Raw genomic sequence first — 20,157 nt, 5'->3', positions numbered from 1 at the left:
GTGGAATGGAAAAAATACCAGTAACTGTGTTGAGTGGCTACCTTGGAGCAGGAAAAACCACGATGCTGAATCACCTGCTGCAAAACCGCGAAGGCATTCGCATCGCTGTTATCGTAAATGATATGAGTGAAGTCAACGTAGATGCAGATCTTGTAGAAAAAGGCGGATTTAAGCGAACAGAAGAAAAGCTCGTGGAAATGTCGAACGGCTGTATTTGCTGCACGCTGCGGGAGGACCTGCTTGTAGAAGTCGAAAATCTCGTAAAACAAGGAGATATCGACCATATCGTCATCGAATCAACGGGTATCAGTGAACCGGTACCAGTCGCGCAGACGTTTTCATATATCGATGAAGAAACCGGAATTGACTTAACGCGCTTTTGCTACATTAACAACATGGTTACAGTCGTCGATGCCTACCGGTTCTGGCACGACTACGAATCCGGTGACTCGCTGCTTGACCGGGGAGAAGCACTTGGAGAGGACGATCGTCGTGAGGTAGTTGATCTGCTTATTGATCAGATTGAATTTTGCAACGTGCTCGTCTTAAATAAAACGGATATGATCGAAGCCGGCCAGCTGGAGGCGATGGAGAAGGTGATGCGCAAGCTGCAGCCGGAAGCAGACGTTATCCGCACGAATTACGGGAAGATACAGGCTAAAGAGGTACTCAATCAAACACGCTTTGATTTCGATCATGCGAGTCAGTCAGCCGGATGGATCAAAGAACTTGAAGCGCCGGAACATACGCCGGAAACAGAAGAATACGGTATTGCAAGCTTTGTCTACCGCAGACGAATGCCGTTTCACTCCGGGAGGCTTGCTGCCTGGCTCGGTGCGATGCCGAAAGCAGTCGTCCGGGCAAAAGGAGTGATTTGGTGTGCGAGCCACAATCACGTTGCGCTGATGCTCTCTCAGGCTGGCCCGTCCATCTCACTGAACCCGATTGCGTATTGGATCGGAGGGCTCCCGCACACGGAGCAAAAGCAGTATCTCGAAGCGAATGAGCAGCTGCGAAACGAGTGGGACCCGGAATTCGGCGACCGCAAAACAGAGCTCGTCGTGATTGGCATCAGCCTGAACCGCGAGGTCATCGAGAACGAACTGGATCAGTGTCTGTTAACAGCAGAAGAGTTTCAGTCAGACTGGTCCACGCTGCCAAACCCGTTTGCAGAACAGCCGGCAGCGCAGCATTAAAAAACACCATACTTGAAAAGAAGCTTTCGGCTGTGCGCCGGAGGCTTCTTTTTGTTCGTCCAGTCGTAATAGAAACGTGCAGTGCCACTGAAGCAAATGAAGTGTTTTGATTGGAACAACAAGTAAGACTGTATGAGAAAAGCGAGGTGTCGTTTTTGAGAGGATGTGTCATACTCTAATTTAGGGAGACACTCATATAGAAAGAAATGCAAAAGGGAGGCGCTCAGGATGAAGCTCATTCCGATGACAGAGGCTTATTTTCGTACATATTTGCAAACGGCACTGAGATTGTACGCCGCTGAAAAAGTAAAAGCTGGCAATTGGCGGGAGGAAGATGCGGAGGCGAACGCGAAAGAATCCTATGAGCACCTATTGCCGGATGGCGTGGATTCAGGAGGACAGTATTTATATGAAGCTGTCGTCGATGGGAATACAATCGGCATGATCTGGTTTGCGGCGCAGGAAAACAGCAAGGGCTTCATTTACGATGTGCTGATTGACTAAGCATTTCGTGGCAGAGGGTATGGCAGACTGCTGCTTAAAGAGGCTGAGCGGGAGGCCCGGCGAATCGGCATCACCGTGTTAGGTCTTCACGTATTTGCACACAACAAGCGTGCAGTACAGCTGTATCAGTCCGCCGGATATGACGTGACAAATATGATAATGGAAAAGAAGCTGGAGGGAGAAGCATGAGTCATCATGTTCGACCAATGACGTCAGAAGATATCCCGTCTGTGCAGGAAGTCGCTGCACGTTCGTGGAAGGATACATACGAAGGCATTATTCCAGAGGCCTCGCAGGAAAGGTTTTTACAGGCAGCCTACAGCACGGAGCGAATGGAGCTGCGTCTCGAAAGATCAAGACTTTACGTAGCAGAAGAGGAGAGCCGCGTCGTTGGTTTCATAAACACAACCTACGTCAACAATGAGGGAAAAGCCATGCTTGGTGCAATCTACCTTCTTCCGGAAGTACAGGGAAACGGCATTGGCACAAAGCTCTTAGATGCCGCGATCAGCGCTTTACCGGAGCTTCAGGAGCTTTATGTAGAAGTTGAAAAAGACAACAGATCAGGAAAAGCATTTTATGATGCAAAAGGGTTTACGTTTGTAAGAGAGTACGACGACCCGATTGATGGTCACGTTTTAAAAACAGTGGAGATGGTGTTGGAGGTGAACCAGGATTCAGGAGCAAGCGCCAGTGTCGATCATTAAGCCTATTGGCAAGTTTGCCAAAGTTGATCAAGATGGTTTTATCATAAACGAAACAAGTGCCTCTTACATTGATATGCATTATTGGAAGGGTATTGAAGAGGCCGTTGATGCATGTATTTTACATGTGAAAGATCACTTACAGAGCATCTATCTCCGAGGATCTGTGCCAAAAGGACAAGCAATCAAGTACGTATCTGACCTGGACATGATTCTAATAACAAAAAAACCAATCACAAATCAAGTGGAGGCTGCTTTGGATAAATCGTTATCGGAGATAGCTGAAGGGCATGACGTATTAAACGGAATGGAACTAAACTCGGTGACAGCTGAAGATGTAACAGGCGGCCAAAAGTTTTCCATGATGGCGTTCATGATTTCAACGCAAAGCGTGTGTATGTATGGAGAACACATAAAACCAAAGCTGCCGCCGTTTAGGATTAGCAGAGCTCTCGCAAACGCTCACCTCCTTTATGTAGAAAGCCACTTAGCAAGCGCTAAGCAGGATATTGTTAACAATGAAGATGATCCTGAGGACATGTTGGACTGCTGCAGCTGGATCATGAAAATCATCGTTCGAGCTGGCATGGCTCTCAAAACAGTAGAAGCTCAGCGCTTTTCACGTGACTTGTATCCCGCTTATCTACTGTTCAGTGAGCATTATCCTACTTTACAGGAGAAAATGCGACTGATGCTGAGTTATGCTATTTCACCAACTGCTGACAGAGACGAGTTGTTAACTATCTTAAAAGATGCGGAAGGGTGGCTGCTTCCGGAAGTGAAAAAATGGATGGACGAACATAACCCGGATCGCAACACAAATCTGAGAATAAATGATTAGCGAGGAATATAAAAAACCAGCCGGTGCTCCCGGCTGGCTCTCACTTAACAAAACGGTGATTTTCGGAAGACGGTCAAAAAAGCGCCTGCGTTTTCCAGGTAGTTAAATGCCTCAGCGTATGAGTCAAAGCGTTTTTGAAGGCAGTTGTCCTGATAGACGTCCAGGCAAAGTGTTCCGACGGCTTCTTCTTTGAATTCCATTACGCGCCACTTCAGCTTGAGCTGCCTATTCTGCTTGTCAACATAATCATGAAATTGATGGGTATACATGCTTCACCTCGAGGGTACGTATTACGTATTACTATAGCGAATAGCAGGGGCTTCGTGAAAGGGCTTTCGAATCATTTTTCCAAAAATGGAAATAGTCATGTGGAATACTGTCAAGACAAGCTCCACGCCTTACTCACTAATAGGAGGATCCGATGAATGTACAGCGAATATTAGCATTTGTCATGATAGCTGCTGCGATCGTTTTTTTCCTGCTGGCCATCGTCGTACCGGCAGAGTTCAGCCTTGGTGCAGGGGTCGTATCCCTGCTGCTGGCCGCGTACTTTTATAATTCGTCCAAACGAGATTATCATTAATGTAAAAGGAGTCATTACTTATGAGGGTCAAATCATTTTACGCACTAAGCAGCAGACAGCTGGATAAACGAATCAATGTGTTTCTCGAAGATAGTCGGATCGACATAGTGGACATCAAGTTTTCAGCGACGCTGTTTTACATAGCAGCGATGGTCGTGTATCGCGACCGCTGATCACTCATCGCCGCCATACATCTCCATAAAGCGGTACATGCCGTATTGGATCATAAACATGTCTTTTCCTAATTTTTCGGGCGGAGCGAAGTCGATCATTTCCAGGACGAGATGCGTAAATGCCACCGGAGCCGTCCCGTTTGCTGTCACGACACGTCCGTCCTGAACGGCCTGCTCGTGAAGAAAAGAACCGGACGGCTCATAGTTCCGGTAGTCCGCCCAATTAGACACGTCATTCCCCGTATGATCGACGTCGTTCAAGAACCCTTTTCTCGCCAAATAATCGACTGCTCCGCAAATCGCGCCGACTGGAATGCCATCGTTAAACGCCTGCTTCACGAACTGTGTCAGCTCCGGCCAGTCCTCATGCCAGCTGTCGCCGCCTACCATGACCAGCAGGTGGTAGTCCTCTGGTTCAGCGCCGGCGAGGTAATCAACGAGCGTCGTAAATCCGCCAATGGATGTTACTGAATGCTTAACAGATACCGTCTTCACCTGCCACTCTGCATCCTCATTCAGCATCGAAGCCAAATAAGCACCTTCCCAATCTGCGTATTGATCCAATACGAGAAACAACGCTGTTTTCATCATGCACGCCTCCTTGTATAGGATGAACATAATTACATTACCCACTGAAAACACGGATTCCATAGCTTATCGTGAAAATAAACAATAGCAGACCGATCAGCATATACACCCGGTCGCGGGCCTGATTCTTTTCATACTCAGAGCGGCTGTTTTTGTCAATATGAGTAAAAATCGTAATATTTGCGACAAGAATACCCATAATAACTAAAGCAGAGCTGATCAAAATAACCGCGAGGATTTCCATTGCATGTTCCCCCTAAGAAGCACACTCATGATGTCAATTGAAATGGAAGCTGACTTTCGTTACTACGTTCATTCCCGTTATTAGTGATTCCAATCCTAAAAGAGAATCATGAAAAACGGACCTTCCACATTTGGAAGACCCGTTCCGTGTCGCTATACTTCAAGCTCTGGTTCCTTCTCTTCCTCCAAGCGGTACACGTTTCGAAATAGGACGGCGTATCCCGTCATCAAAACAAGTGAAAGGAACGAAAGGAAGATAATGGACAGTATTTCCGCCAGGATGCTGTAACCGAAGATGGAGAGAATGATCAGCTCGCTTCCGAAGAATATCACGTAACCTGGCACGCCTAAGACGATGAAAAACAGTAACGCTTTACCGGTGTGGCCGGACATTAAATGGTAAGCCGGATTAAACTGCGGAGCGGAACCCGTAAGCACGATAAAAATAAAATAGAAGCTGTACCGGACGAATCCGATTAACGCGAAGAGAAACGTTACAGTGAGCAGAATGAGTGCGATCACGGGACCGGCTGCGAGACTAAAAAAGACAGGCACTATGATGAAGGCCCCCAGCGCAAGTCCAAATAAGACGTTGGCAAAAAGAAGCAGGGGAATACGTTTCACGGCTGTTTTCAACAGCTGCTTCGTCTCTTGTTCAGGGAACAGCAGTTTTAATAAAAGGAAGGCATAAATCCCTGGTATGACTGCGAAATAGAAGATTTGTTCCAGAAGGACCAGCGTATCACCGCCGCCGCGGAAAGGATGATCGTTCGCCCCGCCGGTTTGATTCAATTCTCCTAAGGACAGTTCGCGCCCTTCACCATAGAGAAAAGGCTGATCCGAAATTAGAAGAAAGATCCATACAGGCAGCGATACCGCAATCAGCGCCAAAAAAGTGGGAGCCCACCATCCCGGCTGTTTGATGTAGCGGAACGTTTCGGTAATTAATTCACTGACAGATAGCAGCTTAGGCATGCCGGTCACTCCTCCCCATACAATTTGTGGTTGTAGTGAACTCAAAGAAACCGGGCTTCTGCTTGAAAAGCCCGGTTTCCATTACATGGCAAGCTCTGGTTTTTTTTCTTCCTCCCACGTATAGATGTTGCGGAAAAGCATGGTGTAGCCTGTTAAAAGCACAATCCAGAACAGGAAATTGAGCAGCGTAGCGATGATTTCCGCTGCCACGCTGTATCCGAGGATCGAGAGAATAACGAGTTCGATGCCGAATACGAGCGCAAATCCCGGCACACCTAGCGAAAGCAGGAAGAGAAAGGCTTTCCCGGTATGTCCGGTCATCAGATGCCAGGCCGGACTGAAGTGAGGTGTTTCTCCGCTCACAGTAATCAGCGCAAAGAAAAAGCTGAGCCTGATCAACAGTGCGGTTAAAAGAATCAGGGCGAACACCAGCATCACTAACGAAACAAACGGACCGCCGGCCATGCCAAGAACGAGTGGTACCATTAGTACGACAAAGGCGATAATGCCGAGGATGAGGTTCGCAATTAACAGCGGCAAAATACGTTTCCCTGACGTTTTCCACAGCTGTTTCGATTCCTTTGCAGGAAACAGCAGCCTTAAGATGAGGAAGGCATAAATACCCGGGAGAAGCACAAAGTAGGTAATCTGCTCCAGCAACGTTAACACTCCGCCGCCTGCACGGTAAGGGTGCTCATTTGCGCCCCCTGTCTGCATCAATTCCCCAAATGAAAATTGCCGGCCTTCTCCAAGAAAGATCGGCTGATTGGATACGAGGAGAAAAATCCACACAGGCAGCGTTACGACGACAAGTGCGACAAATGCCGGCAGCCATGTGCCGGGCTGCTTCATTTGTTGAAAGGTTTCCTTTACTAAAGTTTTGACTGACTTCGGTTTTCTCTCCATCATGCCTCCTAGAAAAATGTGTCTGGTTTTCTTTTCCCTCATTTACACTCATTAACCATTATTTACTATATTGAAAGTCGAAAGCAGGGGGGCATCCTACAGCGAAAAGCTCTATCCGAAAACAGATAGAGCCTTCTTTTGCATGCCAGATTACTTGCGGGTAAGCCGGCGCTTGTGGGATTTCTTTAATCCGTTCTTAATTGAAAGGACCGTCTCGTCCTCCCGCAGGTAATCCCACGGGGAAGGTGCTTCGTGGCGGGGCCTGTAACCTGGCAGCGACGTTAATTCTTCTGGTGAAAACAAGATTCGGCAGCCAAGATCGGCCCGCATCGCTCCGGCCCACATGAGCATGCCGATTTCAATCTCGCTGAAGGCATCGAGATCGGTCCGTACGTTTGCGAGCATGTGCTCAATTTGTTCGAATTCCGTCTGATAGTTCGGCAGCTTTAAACGGCGATCGAGCCCTTTTTTCTCCCAGTGGGCATTCCAATACGTTGTTTGAAACTCGATATTTTGCTGCATCGTTTCAACGTTCACAAGCTGCACGCCAAGGGAATCGTGACCACGGATCAGTTTTTTTCGAAGCTCGGCGACCTGATCCATGCTGACGCTCAAAATGCGCCACTGCCGCTTCCCCCACCAGCGCCGCTCTTTTGGGCTCCAGGCAGCTTTTCTGGCGGACGCATCGAGAATGAGGTAAGGGACCGGCTCATCCTTTTCGTTGGATGCCTCGGACAGAAACGCCTCAGATCCGAGATTGTCGTACACTCCGCCGTCTGACAGCAGGAAAAACGAATACGACTGATCCATGTTCGAAAACGACCGCTTTGACACATCAAAGCGGACTGGTTCAAACATGAATGGAAACGCAGCAGAGGCAGCGACGGCAGCCGCTACCGAAATGTCTGCAACGTCCGGGCTGTAGCCAAATACTTCATCCGTGATGCCTTGTTTACTGAATGAAAGCCGCTTCAATGTATGCAGGTTGGTGGCATTGCACTCCCATTCCGGCGAATCCGGCAGCTGGTCAAGCGTGATTCCGGAAACGATGTCTTCATCGCGCATCAGGGAACGAAACAGCTCGTTGTCCAATGTGATCGGGGACAGGCTGCTGAACCTTGCACGTGGCAGCACAGGGCGGAGCGGTCTTCTTGGCGGAAGCAGTGCGTTTCGGATCACATGGTTGCGAAATCCGCGCCTGCCAAACTCCCTCAGCGGAACCTCTACCCGTTCCTTGAAATCATCCAGGTTCGTAAACGATCCGTGGCGAAGCTCCTTCATAATCACTGCCGCTGTGATGCTGCCACCGGAAACCGAGCTGATTTTCGAAACAAATTCGTGCACGCCGAGCTCAACAAAGCGACTGTACGCGCCTAAACAAAAGAAAGCTGCACGAAACCCACCGCCGGAAAAAGCCAAATTGAACCGTTTCATCATCGCATCTCCTCTACTCGTTTTTAGAGAATGAGCGCAGCGATAGCCGTTAATCTTCCATACCCGAATCCATTTAATGCCAACCGGTTAGCTGGTACCGATATGAATCAGGACGATGGCAGAAAGGTGTGCAGGATAACGGAGCGAACGTCAGCCGGCGAAAGGTCATCTGTATCAATGATAAGATCAGCGCTTTTCTCCAGCAGGGGCAAAACATGCTCCCAGTTATGAAGGATCTCCTCGCGCTCCTCCGGCGTTTTGCCGTAAGGGTTGGTCGTTCGTTCAGCAACTCGTTTCAACATAATATCAGGCTTCGCTCTCAGCAGAACGACAGCATCGACCTGATCTGCGAATTTACCTTGATTGCGACAGCAGCCTGCCATGATTAAAGGGGTGCTGCGTTCAGCAGCTAAAAGCGCCGCTACTTTTTCCTCGATGAGAAGCCATTCGTAACCGCCCCCAGCCATTGGCACCTGCTCTGTAAAGCCTTCATCTAAATCAACGGTTTCCATGCCTTCTCGTTTCAGCTCTTCCAATAAAGTAGATGTACCTGAACCGGAAAGACCGGTGATGTATAAAACAGTCAAATCTGCCGCCTCCATTTGGTTCAAACCAGGTTGATACCTCATTTTATCATGTTTGGATGATTCTCTAAGACAGCTAAGGACGAATAACTATTTCTTGCTTTTAACGTTTACTGTCACGATTTAAAAGGAAAAAATTAGTGACGCTAATGAATGTTCCGTTTCGCCTCTTACGTGCCGTTGAGAAATATGTCAACAGAGTACATGACTGCTTCAGAACGCGCACCGAGCGAATATTTCCCCGATTGCCAGCAAAGGAGGAACCCACATCATGACATACACGCACGATGAATTAACGAACAGATTGAAAGAGAAAATCACTCATACGACCAAGGGAGAATTAAATATTCTCTATAAAGGAATTCCGTTTGAAGAGGAGAGACGCGGACTTGATCCGCGAGTGAAGCGATTTCTGATGGAGCATGTTCATCCCGGGGCACGCCGCCCTCTTGAGATTGATGATCTGGAAGTAACGAGAAGCAAGGTGGAAGTATACAACCGTGATTTAAGCTCTGGCATCCGTGCCACTAAGACCTCTGTACACGCCGATCGGCGCGAGATTAACGTGACGATCTACAATCAGCAAAAAAAGCCGCAGCCCGTTCTGATCTATTTGCATGGAGGCGGCTTTTTTGAGCGCGACGTGGACGTGATGGAAAATGTGTGCAAGCTGCTCGCACAAAAGGCAGAAGCTCTCGTCGTTGGTGTAGAATATCGTCTGGCGCCGGAGCATCCGTATCAGGATGGCTTAGAGGACTGTCTGGAGGCAGTAAAATATATATATGAACATGCAGACGAGTACGGCGTCCGAACCAACCAGATCGGGATTGTAGGAGACAGCGTAGGAGCTAACTTGGCGCTTGCCGTGCAGCATTTAAGCACAGACGAGCCTTGGGAAATCTGCTACATTGGGATGCTTTGCCCGCTGGTCGATTTTTCAGATGTATCGAGAGAATCCTGGAATATTACGCATTACGATCTGGATACCGATTATGAGCTTATCTACGAGGAGCTTGTTACGTTAAAAGAGTCGCTTATCTTTATTCAAACGCTCTATTTGACGAATTTGGAAGACGTTCACCTGCCGCTTGTTTCCCCGCTGCTTCGAAAGGATAAATCCAGCCTGCCGCCGATCACCCTTATCACGGCAGAATTTGATTATTTACGCATTCAAGGAGAGGCATTTTCACGGCAGCTCCAGAAAGCAGGAGTCCCTTTCCGGCATTTTGAATACAAAGGCATGGACCACGCCTTCGTCCGTAAGCTCGGGTACTATCCTCAGGCAGCAGATGCTATCAGTGAAATTGCCGCTCATTTTAAACAGGTGTTAAAAAAAGCGAACAATGACCTGTAGCGAAGTGCACACCCATTAAAGCAAACCGTAAACAACCTGTAAGGCTTTCTTTTTTCCTGTTAAATTTAAATGCGTAAGCGTATATACGACTATTTTCTTTTGAAGACGTTTAGTTAAATAGATGAAGTGGAAGAGAATTTACAAAAACATTCCCGCTTGTTCATCTTATGAAATAGGGATCCCGCGCACTGCTGTTGTGAAGCATTCCCCCAGCAGATTTGTTTTGGTAAAAAGGAGGCAGACGCCTGTGTCACATACACATGAGGAACTCGTTCGCAGGCTGGAAGGAAATATCGCTCATTCGACAGAAGATAATATCAGTATTCTGCATAAAGAGATTCCCTTTGAGGAAGGCCGACGCGGTCTCGATCCGCGCGTCAAACACTATTTAAAAACAGAGGCAGATTTACGGAACAGACGTCCGATGGACATGGAAGATTTAGAAGCAGCTAGACGTCGCGTGGAGCTGCACAACTGGGATTTGAGTACAGACGTCGAAAAAACGATGGCGACGATTCATGCAGAAAACCGAAGTCTTCCATTATCGGTATTTCGCCACGGTAAGGGAAAAAAACCTGTCGTGCTTTATCTGCACGGAGGAGGGTTTTTTGAACGGGACGTTGAGGCGATGGAAAACGTATGTAAGCTGCTCGCTGAGAAAGCTGACGCAGTGGTAGCAGCTGTCCATTACCGGCTGGCACCCGAACACCCGTATCAGGACGGACTGAACGACTGTCTGGAAGCGGCCCGCTATCTTTATGATCATGCAGAGGAATGGAACATGGACAGGAGCAAATTTGGTTTAATCGGTGACAGCGTAGGCGGCAACCTTGCGCTCGGTCTTCACCAGCTCAGCGGCATAGAACCGTGGGAGATCACGTATATCGGTATGTTTTGCCCGCTTGTTGATTTGTCCGAGCTATCCCGAAACACGTGGAGGATCAACGACTATAATAGGAAAGAAGACGCAGATTTAATTTACCGGGAGCTCGTGACGATGAAGGATTCGCTCATGTTTGTGCAAAGCTTGTATTTGGAAAACCTCGAAGACGTGTACAGACCCCTCGTCTCTCCGCTATTGCGAAAAGACAAATCAACGTTTCCGCCGATGACGATTATCACAGCCGAATACGACTACCTGCGTGTTCAGGCTGAGGCGTTCTCCAAGCAGCTGGCTGAAGCGCAGGTACCGGTTCGGCATTTTCGTTACAAGGGCATGGATCATGCTTTTGTCCGCAAGCTCGGGTATTACCCGCAGGCAGCGGATGCGATCAATGAAATCTCCAAACACTTTCAGCACGAAGTAAAGAAGTCTGCCCGCCTTTAAGGCGAAGGCAGATTTTTTTAGGTTGAATCACTGGCACGTGTCACAAATCGTATTCGTTTTCTCCGCTCGATACGTTTCATTTAGAACCTTCCCGCAGGAGGAACAAATCATCGTTTCCTGAAGCGCATTCGTATAAGATCCATAGTTCTCATCGTGCACGTCGAGCGCCTTTCGCAGCATAAAAAAGAAGACGTACGGCAGCAACAATCAGCAGTTCAGCGATTATCATCGACTCCTTCTAAAGTATGGCGTACGAATGGAACGCATGTTAATCAGTTCTTATGAGATAAGCGCCTTAACCACAGTGAGCGACTTATTATGTACATATACGAGATGTTTTTTTGAATGGCTACCTTGAAAATAGCTCGTTTAAACAACGTACAGCGAGCTGTTCCACTCTCGGCGAAGGCTTACCCAATGGCTTGTGCTCGACTACTGTTGGCGAAAGAGCGTGTCGCCAACATGGATTCTCACACTGCGCTGATCCTTAGGGTGTCCTCGCCTTCGTTTCACAGCGTTAAATGTTCATCTGTCATCGTGCAGGTTGTCATTGCATAAGTGTCACTGTTGATGACTAATGTTGATAGAAACGCAATACGCCTGCCGCTACTTTTTCGCTTACAGCATTGAAGTCCTTTGTGATTCTTCTTTTCAGTACGGGATGATTTTAAATCTGTCTCTTACCGCAGACATCTTGAAATTCACTTTCTCTCTTTTTTACGGAGCGGAAAGGGAGAGATCGAAGCGATTTCTCTTTTGTAAGATCGAATAGAAGCGAATCGAAAACCGGTGGACGCCTGTACGCCGGGAAGAACCTGCAGCGCAGCGAGGAAGCGGGGGAGCTCGTCCACGGCAAGCTTGCCGCGTTGTCGTGAGGTGTCCTTCTGTCAGCAATACATAGTAACAGAACTCTTTGTATAAAGCCTGCCCTGCGACGGTTATCCTATGAATACCAGTGAAAGGAAAATAAATGGTGAAATCAACCTTGTGTTTGAAGGCCTCCTCCTGTAACGTACGGGTCAGCACCTTTATAAAGGGGACTTTCTTATGAAAAAAGCACTGGCTGTTTCCATCATTGGCGTAATCGGAATTTCAGCGACGGTCGCATTAGCATCAGACATCGAGCTGTCCGAATCGTCCTCGGCACAGGATGAATCGAATAAAGCGAATGAGGACCGTTCACACGATATGGAGCAGAACAACGATACAGAAGCAGAAGAGACGGAGATGGAGGAAGGACAAGAGACAGACTCGATTTCCTTAGATCGTTCAGAGGCTGCGGAAGATATTGCTTACCAGGAAGGAAAACGGGAGGAAGCAGAACAGCTGATATACGAGGTTCACGAAGCCTTTAATAACATCACCGGGTACGGCGCAATTGACGAGTTTCGATTTGCGGACTTCGTGCATGAAACGAGAGAGTTTGAAGGTGAAAGCTACGTGCCGATGGGATCGGACTTAAGCTATTTACTTTCGTACCTGCTCGACGACTCGAAGCTGCGGGATGACGTGGAAAACGCGCGGGAGCTGTTTTATTACGCCGTTAACAACGAGGACACCTCCGTTCTGCGCTATGCCCATCGCATTATGCATGACATAGACGTGTATATCAACGATGAAGGCCGTCAATCCGATAAAGATGTATTCGGCGTCACGGAAACGTTCGGTCTGGAAAAATCCATTGAACGCATGCACGACAGAGTAAATACAGAATGAGATAAGGCAGCACCAGGAAGCATAAAACGGCAGGCGAGGTTGTGGTTAGAATCGTTGGTACAAGTATAAAGGACGCTTTTCAGCTATTAAGAGGCAGCTGGTTAAACATAATCGGAGTCGTCGTGCTCGCATATGTCATCAAGCTCGTATTCGAAACGCTGCCTGTGCAAGGGACGGTTCAAGTTCGAATGGAGCCGCTGACTATAGCAAATACAAACAATTTACTGTCGCTAGCCTTAGCGGCAGCAGTGAACAGCGTCCTCTTTTTTATCATAATTGATTACATCACAAAAACGGCTCATACGATGCGCAGGCGATTTTGGAGCGCTTGTGCGTATCCATTTAAGCAGTGGAGCCTCTTGTATAAAGGGACCGCCGTGTTTTTCATGACGTATCTGCTACTTGATGTAGTGGGAACACTGTTTATGTATGGCGGGATCCTCGGGCTGTTCGGTAATATGATGGCGCTGCAGGCAGGAGGAGCTATGCTGCTCGCGTTTTATGCAGGCATCTTTACGCTGTTAATCTGGATCCTATTGGGCATCTCCCAGGTCGGGTATATTCTCTATGAGTACCCGGAGAAAAGCCTGCTGAAAAGCATCCGGGAAAGCTTCACGATGATGAAAGGCTATCGCCTCTCACTACTCGGCCTGTTCGTGCTCGCAGTCATCAGCATCCTCGCAGGCGCTCTGCTGTTTATAATCGGAGCAATCGTCATGATCGTAGTGTACGAAGTCGTACGACTCGCTTTTTATCAGGAGCTGAAACGCAGAAAACGGCGGGAGGAATGGCACAGTAAAGTAAACGCAGGAGCATAGAGGTTTATTCAAAAAGCAGCCGTGCGCTGCTTTTTATTTTCAATATAATTGTCATTATTTTACTTTAAGTCACCTTTACTTTACATAAAGACTAGTGTACTATACTATGTATAAAAATGGAAAAGGGGGAGTTTGCTCATGGATCAATTTGTCGTGCCTATATTGGTACTTATTTTTATCGTTTCCACGTTTTATTCGCTCGTGATCTTCAATCAAATAAATGATGAACGTGCGCATAAGATCAAAGGCAAGGTGAGCAGGATCTCTTATTTTTGGTTGTTTCTGATGGTGATGGCCATTGGCCTCATGTATGAAATGAATGTGATGGCTTTCTTGTTCCACAACTTGTTTTACACGCTGCTTGTGACTGCAACGCTTAGCGCAGCGGTTCATTCCATGCTGCTTTGGTTTGCTTCAAGAAGAGCGATGTAGGGAGGCCCCACAGTGAAGAACCGAATCAAGGTATACCGCGCGATGCATGACATCACTCAGGCAGAACTCGCAAAACAAGTAAACGTCAGCAGACAGACGATTGTATCGATCGAAAAAGAGCGCCACAGCCTCTCGCTAGAGCTTGCGTACCGCATCGCAAATTACTTTCAGGCTGATATTACAGACGTCTTTCCTAACCCGGGAAATGACGATCCAGAAGAGAAAAAAGAGTCGTTCTTTAACATGTTTTAAATCAGGAAATCATGCAAATCGAAACATGTTTTATCGGATCAGCCTCGAGGTAAACTTGTACACTTTAGAAGAAGGGAGGGGGGCGCATGAACGTACTGGAGACGATGAACAGTATTGTCGCTTATATCGAGGACCACTTGAAAGAGGAGATAGACTATCAGACGGTTGCCCGAATTGCCTGTTACTCGGAGCATCACACAAAGCGAATGTTTTCCTTTATTGCTATCCATAGCCGAATACGTTCGACGGAGGCGCTTGACGCTTGCTGGTTTTGATTTGCATGACCCGGAGGTGCGCATCATTGACGCAGCGGTAAAGTACGGATATACCTCGGCCGATTCGTTCTCAAGAGCTTTTCAGGAGATGCACGGCGTTTTACCGAGTACGGTCAAGCACGGTAATGCATTATTAAAAGCTTATCCTCGGCTCACCTTCCAACTAACGATACAAGGAGATGAAGGTATGAAGTACACGTTTGTTCAACAAGAAGCATTTTCCGTGGTTGGGAAACAAGAGACTGTTGTATATGGAGAGGGAAACGATACGTTTGAACCAGCTATGTGGAAGCAGATCGAAGCAATAGAGGCTGAAGTGAAGCCATACTCCAATACGGAACTGTCGGGAGTCCTGCATCTCTCATTCACAAATGATGATGGTGACATCGACTATATGATTGCTGCAGCGACTACTCAGGCGTGCCCGGATCATCTGAAACAATGGGATATCCCGGCTCACACATGGGCCGTATTTCACGTTGAGGGAAAGCGTTCTGAGAACATGCTGGACACATGGGAACGCGTTTATACCGAATGGTTTCCCATTTCCGGCTATGAGCTGGCAAAGGCACCGGAGATCATAAGAGGAGTGGAGGAGGGATTTGAAATCTGGATCCCGGTTCAAAAAGGTAAAATCCAAAACTAAGAGATGGTGGAAAGAAGCCGTGCGCTGCTTTTTTATTGTCTGTTGACTTAGTGAATACGTTGTAGCACATAGTCTTACAATAAGAATGGCCTTACAAAGAAGGGGCTATCCCATCAGTCCATATCATCGAAGGGAAATCCTCCTTTTTTGCAATATATATATTGCAAAATGGAAGTTTCTCCTATAAGATAAAGGTAATTCAAGTCGAAGGAGTGATGGTCAATGGTCTCTTTAACCCGTCAGAAGGATGAGCGAGTAGTAGGACTGGAAAACAAGGTGTACCGGGAGCTGATGTACATCGTATACGCACTGCTGCTGGCCTCGCTGATCTATAACTACGTGCAATTTGGTGCGCAGGAAGCGTTTCTAAGCATCGAGGTCGCGCTGCTGCTGTTGCTGAGTCTGTACAGCGGCATCCGCTATCAGATGATGGGGCTCTATACAGATAAAGCGGAGGAGTACCTCGTCAAAAAGAAGAAGAAATATTCCACGTTTTATTTTGTTGCAGGAGGCCTGCTGGGGCTGGGGTTTTCGTTCAGCTTCGCTTTTAACAGCGCGATAAACTATGCAGAAACGACCACGCAAAGTATCACCTATTTCGCCACCGTCTTTTTTGTCTGTGCGATCATCTATATCGTCCCGCTCGCTCTGCTGACCGGATTTATGCCGTGGATCTCGGAGCGGAAGGCGAAAAAGCGGCTTCAGGAGGATGAAGGTGAATCATAATCGCGTCAAACAAGCACGCCAGGAAGCAAATCTTTCCCAGCAGAAGCTCGCCGAACAGGTGCAGGTGACGAGACAGACGATCAGCTTAATCGAAGTCGGCAAATACAATCCGACGATCAATCTCTGCATCGCCATCTGCAAAGCTTTAAACAAACGGCTCGACGATTTGTTTTGGCCGGAGGAAGAGTGAAGATGCGCCCCTGCGAAACAATAAAAAAACAACCTGTTTCCTCATGAAGCGCAGTATGTTACGGTCTGACTAATGGGAAAGCATCACCAGTCAGCGTAAAGGGGAGTTTTATGAGGATCAGAGAAGCAAAGCCGCGAGATGCACGAGCAGTTGCCAAAGTGCAGGTGGATACGTGGAAAAGTACATACAGCGACATCGTTCCGGACAAAGTATTGAATAAAATGACGTATGAAAGCCGCGCGAAGCAGTGGCGAAGCATCATTTCCAATCAGATGGTCTACGTTGCCGAAGATGAGTTTGGATCGATCATTGGATTTGCGAACGCGAGTGAGCAGCGCCTAAGTGAATACAGCGACTACGAAGCAGAGCTTTACGCCATGTACATACTCGACGAATATCAGCGCATGGGCGTCGGTAAACAGCTGCTGGAGCCAATCGTCGACGAATTAGTGAAGAAAGAGATGCACTCCATGACAGTGCTCGTATTAGAAGAAAATGAGTCGCGGGAGTTTTACGAATCACTCGGCGGTAAAGAAATCGACCGTGTCGAAATCGAACTGCTGGATCAAAAGCTGAACGAAATCGTGTACGGCTGGGAGGATATCCGGGAGATTGAACTGAGTCAATAAGAAAAGCCTTTAACAGGTGAAAAAGCAAAAAAACAGCAGGAGGGATGAGCCCTTCTGCTGTTTTCTTTATCTCCATTGTAAAGATATTCTAATACGTGTGTATTCCTCCGCATAAAGAGTAAATATATATTAAATAACTAAATATGTGTTTAACTACTTAATATATATTTAATTAATAAATATGTATTGTGTATAAAAAAGCCAACAGAACAGTCCTTTGCTCTGCTGGCTTAACTTTATGTCGAATATAGAGAAGATAAAAAACGATAGTATTAAAATATCAGAATGATAGTGTGATACCATTGAATTAACATCTACATCATCAATTGCGATCAGGGAGGTATTAACGTGAGCGAAAAAGAAAAGCTTCAAGTGACGATGCCAGCAGCCCTTAAAAAAGAGTTAGAACGAATGGCGAATGAAACGGGTATTTCACAGAATCATTTATCTGTCCTGGCGCTGCATAGTCTTACGGAAAACTATAAGGAAAAAGGCTCGTTCATCTTTGCTAATTTACTCAATCCAGAACATCGAAATTGAACTTACATGGAGGGGGATTCTCAATGGAATTCTTAGATCAGGAACATGAAGAAAGATACCTTTCACTATTACTGCGTGATAAGACACACCCTAGAGATAAAGATCGTGTAGCGATTTTCTATATCTTTGGGGATATGAAGGCTTATATAATAAAATAGAGTATTTCTGACTATGAAGAGAATATTATTTTTTCGGGTGGATTTAAAAGGAAGAATTAAAGTTGATTAGCAGCCTTTTGCTTCAATGGATGAACATAATCGAAATTTGGTCTTAAATGCTATCCGCCTAAGATTTAATTGATAGGCTATGTTGAGGCTAGTTGATAAGAGAGCGTTGTATGTGATAGTCGTCTACAGATTAAACTATACATATGTGTGGGGGGAACATCGTTAATGAACATCAATTATTGGGATTCTATTATAACGAATGCTACAGTGCTCGGAGATGTAGAGATTACTATTCTATTTTCACTACTATTATCTATATGGTTATTACTTAAACGTAAAAGAAAAGAGTTTATATGGATGAACCTCGTGATTTATGGAGGGATAGTTTTAAATCTTGCTTTAAAACTGGTGTTTAATCGGGAGCGACCTGGAGAAGAAAGAATGTTAGAGGTTTTTGGATATACATTTGAGGTCGCTTCGTATAGTTTCCCCAGTGGTCATACGATGCGTATAACGCTATTAGTCCTTTTTATAGGATATCTCCTGCTTAATTTATTTGCTCTTACGTTTCAAAAATTATTTTTTGTAATTAGTATTGGTGTCTTTTTAGTTTTTATAGTAGCTTATAGCAGAGTATATTTAGATTATCATTATATATCGGACTCCATCGCTGCAATTATTATCTCCGTTATATTTTTTAGTGGAATGCTACTTATTCGAATGAAAATGATGTTACCTGTTTATCCGGGTCGATCCATCTACTAATAAAATTTGGTGTTTTCGACCTGCTTTGTCTTATCAGAACACCTTGCAAGAGGGTGTTCTGATAAGGAATGCAGGGAGCGGTCTTATTTTGATGAAGATCTGCTATCTTCTAGTAAACGCATCAACTTTTTCTTTTGTTTTTTGGAAGAAAGGATATATAGTATGTCCATTTCTTGGATTACGGTGTCGCCGGATGGAGTAATCAATTCACCACTTCTAATTATTGCATTAATTAACACTTCTGAAGGGAACTCGATCTCGGCTAAAGTGCAACCAACTATGACCGTGTTTTGATTAACCGTATACTCCACCATTTCCGCATTTGCTTTCCCAATAGAAACAAGCTCTAATGTGTGAAAAGGAGTAACTCTTTCAGGGCCGGTTAGATTTAGGATGTTTGCAAAAGGAGAAATCGAAGCTCCTTGTAGTAAAGCGGAAGTTAAGACGACGAAAAAAACTACATTAAAAAATAATTGGGCGTTCTCGACCCCAGCGAGCATAGGAAAAGTTGCTAATACAATAGGTACCGCCCCTCGAAGACCAGCCCAGGAGATTAATGTTTTTTCTTGCCATGTGTAATTAAATCCAATTGTTGAGATCCAAACCGCGATTGGTCTAGCAATTAAAATTAAAATGAAAGAGAGGAGAAGCCCACTTAATATAATATCCAGCGAAAATAATTGGGAGGGAAATACTAATAGCCCAAGAATAACGAACATCAGTAGTTGCATCATCCATGCAAAACCTTCATTGAATCGAAAAATCGTGTGACGATAAACAAGATCAGAATTTCCGATCACTATCGCTGCTACATAGACAGCTAATAATCCACTTCCATTTAAAGTTGCAGTAATACCATACGTCATCAAAGCAAATCCCATAGCTAAAATAGGATATAGCCCTCCCGAATCTAAATTAACACGATTAATTATAATAGACGCTATCCAGCCGAGCAGAAACCCAAACAAAAGACCTAACCCCATCTGAAGAATAAATTCTCCAACTGTCCCCAATATGGTTTGGCCATCTATCATAATTAATTGAATTAAAGCGAGGGTAAGAAACATGGCCATCGGATCGTTAGTTCCTGATTCTGCTTCAAGCGTAGCTGCAAGTCTTTCTTTAATGTTTTGCCCTTTTAAAGCGGCGAATACAGCAGCAGCATCCGTTGAACCGACAATCGCACCGAAGAGCATTCCCTCTAACCAACTCACATTTAGGATATAGGTAGCGGCGATGGCAACAATCACGCTAGTAATAACTACTCCTACAGTGGCTAAAAGTAAAGATGGGGCTGCTACAGGGCGGATCGTATTCCATTTAGTTGAAAGCCCACCTTCAAATAGAATTACTACTAATGCAAAAATACCAATAGTTTGTGCATATAGAGCGCTGTCAAAATAAATTAAATTAAGACCATCACTACCTGCAACCATTCCCAATGCAATAAAAAGCAACAAGGCAGGTATGCCAAAACGGGAACTGAATTTCGTAGTGATTACTCCTACGAGAAAAAAGAGAGCAAAAATAAGAATCACGTAATTTGGATTGATCGCTTCATCGAACATAAATAGAACATCTTCTCCTCT

At 46.0% G+C, this 20,157-nt stretch carries 27 protein-coding genes and 2 pseudogenes; 22 read left to right on the top strand and 7 right to left on the bottom strand.

What is annotated here, in order from left to right; all coding sequences use genetic code 11:
• Positions 1 to 5: 5 nt before the first annotated feature.
• The 7 genes and pseudogenes from ACSZLD_RS05800 (at position 6) to ACSZLD_RS05770 (ending at position 4,001) form a co-directional block, all read left to right on the top strand.
• The gene (locus tag ACSZLD_RS05800) at positions 6 to 1,196 is read left to right on the top strand and encodes a GTP-binding protein (RefSeq protein ID WP_444684562.1); all 1,191 of its coding nucleotides are present in this window, start codon (positions 6 to 8) and stop codon (positions 1,194 to 1,196) included.
• A 228-nt stretch (positions 1,197 to 1,424) separates the two neighbouring features.
• Positions 1,425 to 1,700, top strand: a complete 276-nt coding sequence (locus tag ACSZLD_RS05795; protein ID WP_444684561.1) for a hypothetical protein — start codon at positions 1,425 to 1,427, stop codon at positions 1,698 to 1,700.
• Positions 1,701 to 1,712: 12 nt separating this feature from the next.
• Positions 1,713 to 1,889, top strand: a pseudogene (locus ACSZLD_RS05790) (GNAT family N-acetyltransferase); the annotation flags it as partial.
• Entirely contained in the window at positions 1,886 to 2,407 is a 522-nt protein-coding gene (locus ACSZLD_RS05785) for a GNAT family N-acetyltransferase (RefSeq protein ID WP_444684560.1), read from the top strand. The pseudogene ACSZLD_RS05790 and the gene ACSZLD_RS05785, both read left to right, overlap by 4 nt.
• Positions 2,394 to 3,245: a hypothetical protein gene (locus ACSZLD_RS05780; protein ID WP_444684559.1), complete on the top strand. Its 852-nt coding sequence runs from the start codon at positions 2,394 to 2,396 to the stop codon at positions 3,243 to 3,245. The genes ACSZLD_RS05785 and ACSZLD_RS05780 overlap by 14 nt, the downstream gene beginning before the upstream one ends.
• A 421-nt stretch (positions 3,246 to 3,666) precedes the next feature.
• Positions 3,667 to 3,828 (top strand): hypothetical protein, encoded by a 162-nt coding sequence (locus tag ACSZLD_RS05775; RefSeq protein ID WP_444684558.1) that lies wholly within the window; start codon positions 3,667 to 3,669, stop codon positions 3,826 to 3,828.
• Between the two features lie 20 nt (positions 3,829 to 3,848).
• Entirely contained in the window at positions 3,849 to 4,001 is a 153-nt protein-coding gene (locus ACSZLD_RS05770) for a hypothetical protein (protein WP_444684557.1), read from the top strand.
• Here the strand turns inward: ACSZLD_RS05770 and ACSZLD_RS05765 are convergent, their stop codons facing one another.
• From ACSZLD_RS05765 to ACSZLD_RS05740, 6 genes are all read right to left on the bottom strand, one after another.
• A complete protein-coding gene (locus ACSZLD_RS05765) occupies positions 4,002 to 4,589 on the bottom strand; it encodes a type 1 glutamine amidotransferase family protein (protein ID WP_444684556.1) in 588 nt (195 codons plus the stop codon).
• A gap of 37 nt (positions 4,590 to 4,626) precedes the next feature.
• Entirely contained in the window at positions 4,627 to 4,833 is a 207-nt protein-coding gene (locus ACSZLD_RS05760) for a hypothetical protein (protein WP_377909745.1), read from the bottom strand.
• 152 nt (positions 4,834 to 4,985) lie between these two features.
• Positions 4,986 to 5,807 carry a hypothetical protein gene (locus ACSZLD_RS05755; protein WP_444684555.1) on the bottom strand — a complete coding sequence of 274 codons (822 nt, stop codon included), beginning with the start codon at positions 5,805 to 5,807 and terminating at the stop codon, positions 4,986 to 4,988.
• 81 nt (positions 5,808 to 5,888) lie between these two features.
• The gene (locus ACSZLD_RS05750) at positions 5,889 to 6,716 is read right to left on the bottom strand and encodes a hypothetical protein (RefSeq protein ID WP_444684554.1); all 828 of its coding nucleotides are present in this window, start codon (positions 6,714 to 6,716) and stop codon (positions 5,889 to 5,891) included.
• 147 nt (positions 6,717 to 6,863) lie between these two features.
• Complete coding sequence (locus ACSZLD_RS05745; RefSeq protein ID WP_444684553.1) at positions 6,864 to 8,147, bottom strand: patatin-like phospholipase family protein; 1,284 nt, start codon at positions 8,145 to 8,147, stop codon at positions 6,864 to 6,866.
• Between the two features lie 107 nt (positions 8,148 to 8,254).
• Positions 8,255 to 8,734 carry an AAA family ATPase gene (locus tag ACSZLD_RS05740; protein ID WP_444684552.1) on the bottom strand — a complete coding sequence of 160 codons (480 nt, stop codon included), beginning with the start codon at positions 8,732 to 8,734 and terminating at the stop codon, positions 8,255 to 8,257.
• A gap of 268 nt (positions 8,735 to 9,002) precedes the next feature.
• On the opposite strand from ACSZLD_RS05740, the gene ACSZLD_RS05735 reads away from it, so the two are divergent.
• The 15 genes and pseudogenes from ACSZLD_RS05735 (at position 9,003) to ACSZLD_RS05665 (ending at position 18,568) form a co-directional block, all read left to right on the top strand.
• Positions 9,003 to 10,085 (top strand): alpha/beta hydrolase, encoded by a 1,083-nt coding sequence (locus tag ACSZLD_RS05735; protein ID WP_444684551.1) that lies wholly within the window; start codon positions 9,003 to 9,005, stop codon positions 10,083 to 10,085.
• Between the two features lie 247 nt (positions 10,086 to 10,332).
• Positions 10,333 to 11,412, top strand: coding sequence for an alpha/beta hydrolase (locus ACSZLD_RS05730; protein WP_444684550.1), 1,080 nt, complete (start codon positions 10,333 to 10,335; stop codon positions 11,410 to 11,412).
• A gap of 1,047 nt (positions 11,413 to 12,459) precedes the next feature.
• On the top strand, positions 12,460 to 13,128 hold the full coding sequence (locus ACSZLD_RS05725) for a hypothetical protein (protein ID WP_444684549.1): 669 nt from the start codon (positions 12,460 to 12,462) through the stop codon (positions 13,126 to 13,128).
• A gap of 41 nt (positions 13,129 to 13,169) precedes the next feature.
• Positions 13,170 to 13,946 (top strand): DUF975 family protein, encoded by a 777-nt coding sequence (locus ACSZLD_RS05720; protein WP_444684548.1) that lies wholly within the window; start codon positions 13,170 to 13,172, stop codon positions 13,944 to 13,946.
• Positions 13,947 to 14,084: 138 nt separating this feature from the next.
• Positions 14,085 to 14,378, top strand: a complete 294-nt coding sequence (locus tag ACSZLD_RS05715) for a hypothetical protein (protein ID WP_444684547.1) — start codon at positions 14,085 to 14,087, stop codon at positions 14,376 to 14,378.
• 12 nt (positions 14,379 to 14,390) lie between these two features.
• On the top strand, positions 14,391 to 14,630 hold the full coding sequence (locus tag ACSZLD_RS05710) for a helix-turn-helix transcriptional regulator (protein ID WP_444684546.1): 240 nt from the start codon (positions 14,391 to 14,393) through the stop codon (positions 14,628 to 14,630).
• 86 nt (positions 14,631 to 14,716) lie between these two features.
• Complete coding sequence (locus ACSZLD_RS05705; protein WP_444684545.1) at positions 14,717 to 14,905, top strand: hypothetical protein; 189 nt, start codon at positions 14,717 to 14,719, stop codon at positions 14,903 to 14,905.
• A pseudogene (locus ACSZLD_RS05700) lies at positions 14,850 to 14,963 on the top strand (AraC family transcriptional regulator); the annotation flags it as partial. The gene ACSZLD_RS05705 and the pseudogene ACSZLD_RS05700, both read left to right, overlap by 56 nt.
• A 129-nt stretch (positions 14,964 to 15,092) precedes the next feature.
• Complete coding sequence (locus ACSZLD_RS05695) at positions 15,093 to 15,551, top strand: GyrI-like domain-containing protein (RefSeq protein ID WP_444684642.1); 459 nt, start codon at positions 15,093 to 15,095, stop codon at positions 15,549 to 15,551.
• 222 nt (positions 15,552 to 15,773) lie between these two features.
• On the top strand, positions 15,774 to 16,277 hold the full coding sequence (locus ACSZLD_RS05690; RefSeq protein WP_444684544.1) for a DUF6773 family protein: 504 nt from the start codon (positions 15,774 to 15,776) through the stop codon (positions 16,275 to 16,277).
• Entirely contained in the window at positions 16,261 to 16,467 is a 207-nt protein-coding gene (locus tag ACSZLD_RS05685) for a helix-turn-helix transcriptional regulator (RefSeq protein ID WP_444684543.1), read from the top strand. The genes ACSZLD_RS05690 and ACSZLD_RS05685 overlap by 17 nt, the downstream gene beginning before the upstream one ends.
• A gap of 110 nt (positions 16,468 to 16,577) precedes the next feature.
• The gene (locus ACSZLD_RS05680) at positions 16,578 to 17,096 is read left to right on the top strand and encodes a GNAT family N-acetyltransferase (RefSeq protein WP_444684542.1); all 519 of its coding nucleotides are present in this window, start codon (positions 16,578 to 16,580) and stop codon (positions 17,094 to 17,096) included.
• 348 nt (positions 17,097 to 17,444) lie between these two features.
• Positions 17,445 to 17,636: a hypothetical protein gene (locus tag ACSZLD_RS05675; RefSeq protein WP_444684541.1), complete on the top strand. Its 192-nt coding sequence runs from the start codon at positions 17,445 to 17,447 to the stop codon at positions 17,634 to 17,636.
• Between the two features lie 23 nt (positions 17,637 to 17,659).
• Positions 17,660 to 17,794 (top strand): hypothetical protein, encoded by a 135-nt coding sequence (locus tag ACSZLD_RS05670; RefSeq protein WP_444684540.1) that lies wholly within the window; start codon positions 17,660 to 17,662, stop codon positions 17,792 to 17,794.
• Positions 17,795 to 18,028: 234 nt separating this feature from the next.
• On the top strand, positions 18,029 to 18,568 hold the full coding sequence (locus tag ACSZLD_RS05665) for a phosphatase PAP2 family protein (RefSeq protein WP_444684539.1): 540 nt from the start codon (positions 18,029 to 18,031) through the stop codon (positions 18,566 to 18,568).
• Positions 18,569 to 18,651: 83 nt separating this feature from the next.
• On the opposite strand, the gene ACSZLD_RS05660 is transcribed toward ACSZLD_RS05665, so the two are convergent.
• A complete protein-coding gene (locus ACSZLD_RS05660) occupies positions 18,652 to 20,136 on the bottom strand; it encodes a potassium/proton antiporter (protein ID WP_444684538.1) in 1,485 nt (494 codons plus the stop codon).
• Positions 20,137 to 20,157: the final 21 nt, after the last annotated feature.

Source organism: Alkalicoccus luteus (assembly GCF_052061695.1).
Classification (GTDB): domain Bacteria; phylum Bacillota; class Bacilli; order Bacillales; family Salisediminibacteriaceae; genus Alkalicoccus; species Alkalicoccus luteus.
The sequence above is the reverse complement of the archived record's forward strand: the minus strand, read 5'-3'. Positions and strand labels throughout refer to the sequence as shown.

What these genes read in the sequence shown, in the direction of transcription:
- ACSZLD_RS05770 (WP_444684557.1), top strand. Translation starts at nt 3,849, where the DNA reads ATGAGGGTCAAATCATTTTACGCACTAAGCAGCAGACAGCTGGATAAA.
- ACSZLD_RS05760 (WP_377909745.1), bottom strand. Translation starts at nt 4,833, where the DNA reads ATGGAAATCCTCGCGGTTATTTTGATCAGCTCTGCTTTAGTTATTATG.
- ACSZLD_RS05715 (WP_444684547.1), top strand. Translation starts at nt 14,085, where the DNA reads ATGGATCAATTTGTCGTGCCTATATTGGTACTTATTTTTATCGTTTCC.
- ACSZLD_RS05665 (WP_444684539.1), top strand. Translation starts at nt 18,029, where the DNA reads ATGAACATCAATTATTGGGATTCTATTATAACGAATGCTACAGTGCTC.
- ACSZLD_RS05725 (WP_444684549.1), top strand. Translation starts at nt 12,460, where the DNA reads ATGAAAAAAGCACTGGCTGTTTCCATCATTGGCGTAATCGGAATTTCA.
- ACSZLD_RS05660 (WP_444684538.1), bottom strand. Translation starts at nt 20,136, where the DNA reads ATGTTCGATGAAGCGATCAATCCAAATTACGTGATTCTTATTTTTGCT.
- ACSZLD_RS05670 (WP_444684540.1), top strand. Translation starts at nt 17,660, where the DNA reads ATGGAATTCTTAGATCAGGAACATGAAGAAAGATACCTTTCACTATTA.
- ACSZLD_RS05685 (WP_444684543.1), top strand. Translation starts at nt 16,261, where the DNA reads ATGAAGGTGAATCATAATCGCGTCAAACAAGCACGCCAGGAAGCAAAT.
- ACSZLD_RS05705 (WP_444684545.1), top strand. Translation starts at nt 14,717, where the DNA reads ATGAACGTACTGGAGACGATGAACAGTATTGTCGCTTATATCGAGGAC.
- ACSZLD_RS05750 (WP_444684554.1), bottom strand. Translation starts at nt 6,716, where the DNA reads ATGATGGAGAGAAAACCGAAGTCAGTCAAAACTTTAGTAAAGGAAACC.
- ACSZLD_RS05735 (WP_444684551.1), top strand. Translation starts at nt 9,003, where the DNA reads ATGACATACACGCACGATGAATTAACGAACAGATTGAAAGAGAAAATC.
- ACSZLD_RS05795 (WP_444684561.1), top strand. Translation starts at nt 1,425, where the DNA reads ATGAAGCTCATTCCGATGACAGAGGCTTATTTTCGTACATATTTGCAA.
- ACSZLD_RS05785 (WP_444684560.1), top strand. Translation starts at nt 1,886, where the DNA reads ATGAGTCATCATGTTCGACCAATGACGTCAGAAGATATCCCGTCTGTG.
- ACSZLD_RS05680 (WP_444684542.1), top strand. Translation starts at nt 16,578, where the DNA reads ATGAGGATCAGAGAAGCAAAGCCGCGAGATGCACGAGCAGTTGCCAAA.
- ACSZLD_RS05775 (WP_444684558.1), top strand. Translation starts at nt 3,667, where the DNA reads ATGAATGTACAGCGAATATTAGCATTTGTCATGATAGCTGCTGCGATC.
- ACSZLD_RS05800 (WP_444684562.1), top strand. Translation starts at nt 6, where the DNA reads ATGGAAAAAATACCAGTAACTGTGTTGAGTGGCTACCTTGGAGCAGGA.
- ACSZLD_RS05755 (WP_444684555.1), bottom strand. Translation starts at nt 5,807, where the DNA reads ATGCCTAAGCTGCTATCTGTCAGTGAATTAATTACCGAAACGTTCCGC.
- ACSZLD_RS05690 (WP_444684544.1), top strand. Translation starts at nt 15,774, where the DNA reads ATGGTCTCTTTAACCCGTCAGAAGGATGAGCGAGTAGTAGGACTGGAA.
- ACSZLD_RS05765 (WP_444684556.1), bottom strand. Translation starts at nt 4,589, where the DNA reads ATGAAAACAGCGTTGTTTCTCGTATTGGATCAATACGCAGATTGGGAA.
- ACSZLD_RS05695 (WP_444684642.1), top strand. Translation starts at nt 15,093, where the DNA reads ATGAAGTACACGTTTGTTCAACAAGAAGCATTTTCCGTGGTTGGGAAA.
- ACSZLD_RS05745 (WP_444684553.1), bottom strand. Translation starts at nt 8,147, where the DNA reads ATGAAACGGTTCAATTTGGCTTTTTCCGGCGGTGGGTTTCGTGCAGCT.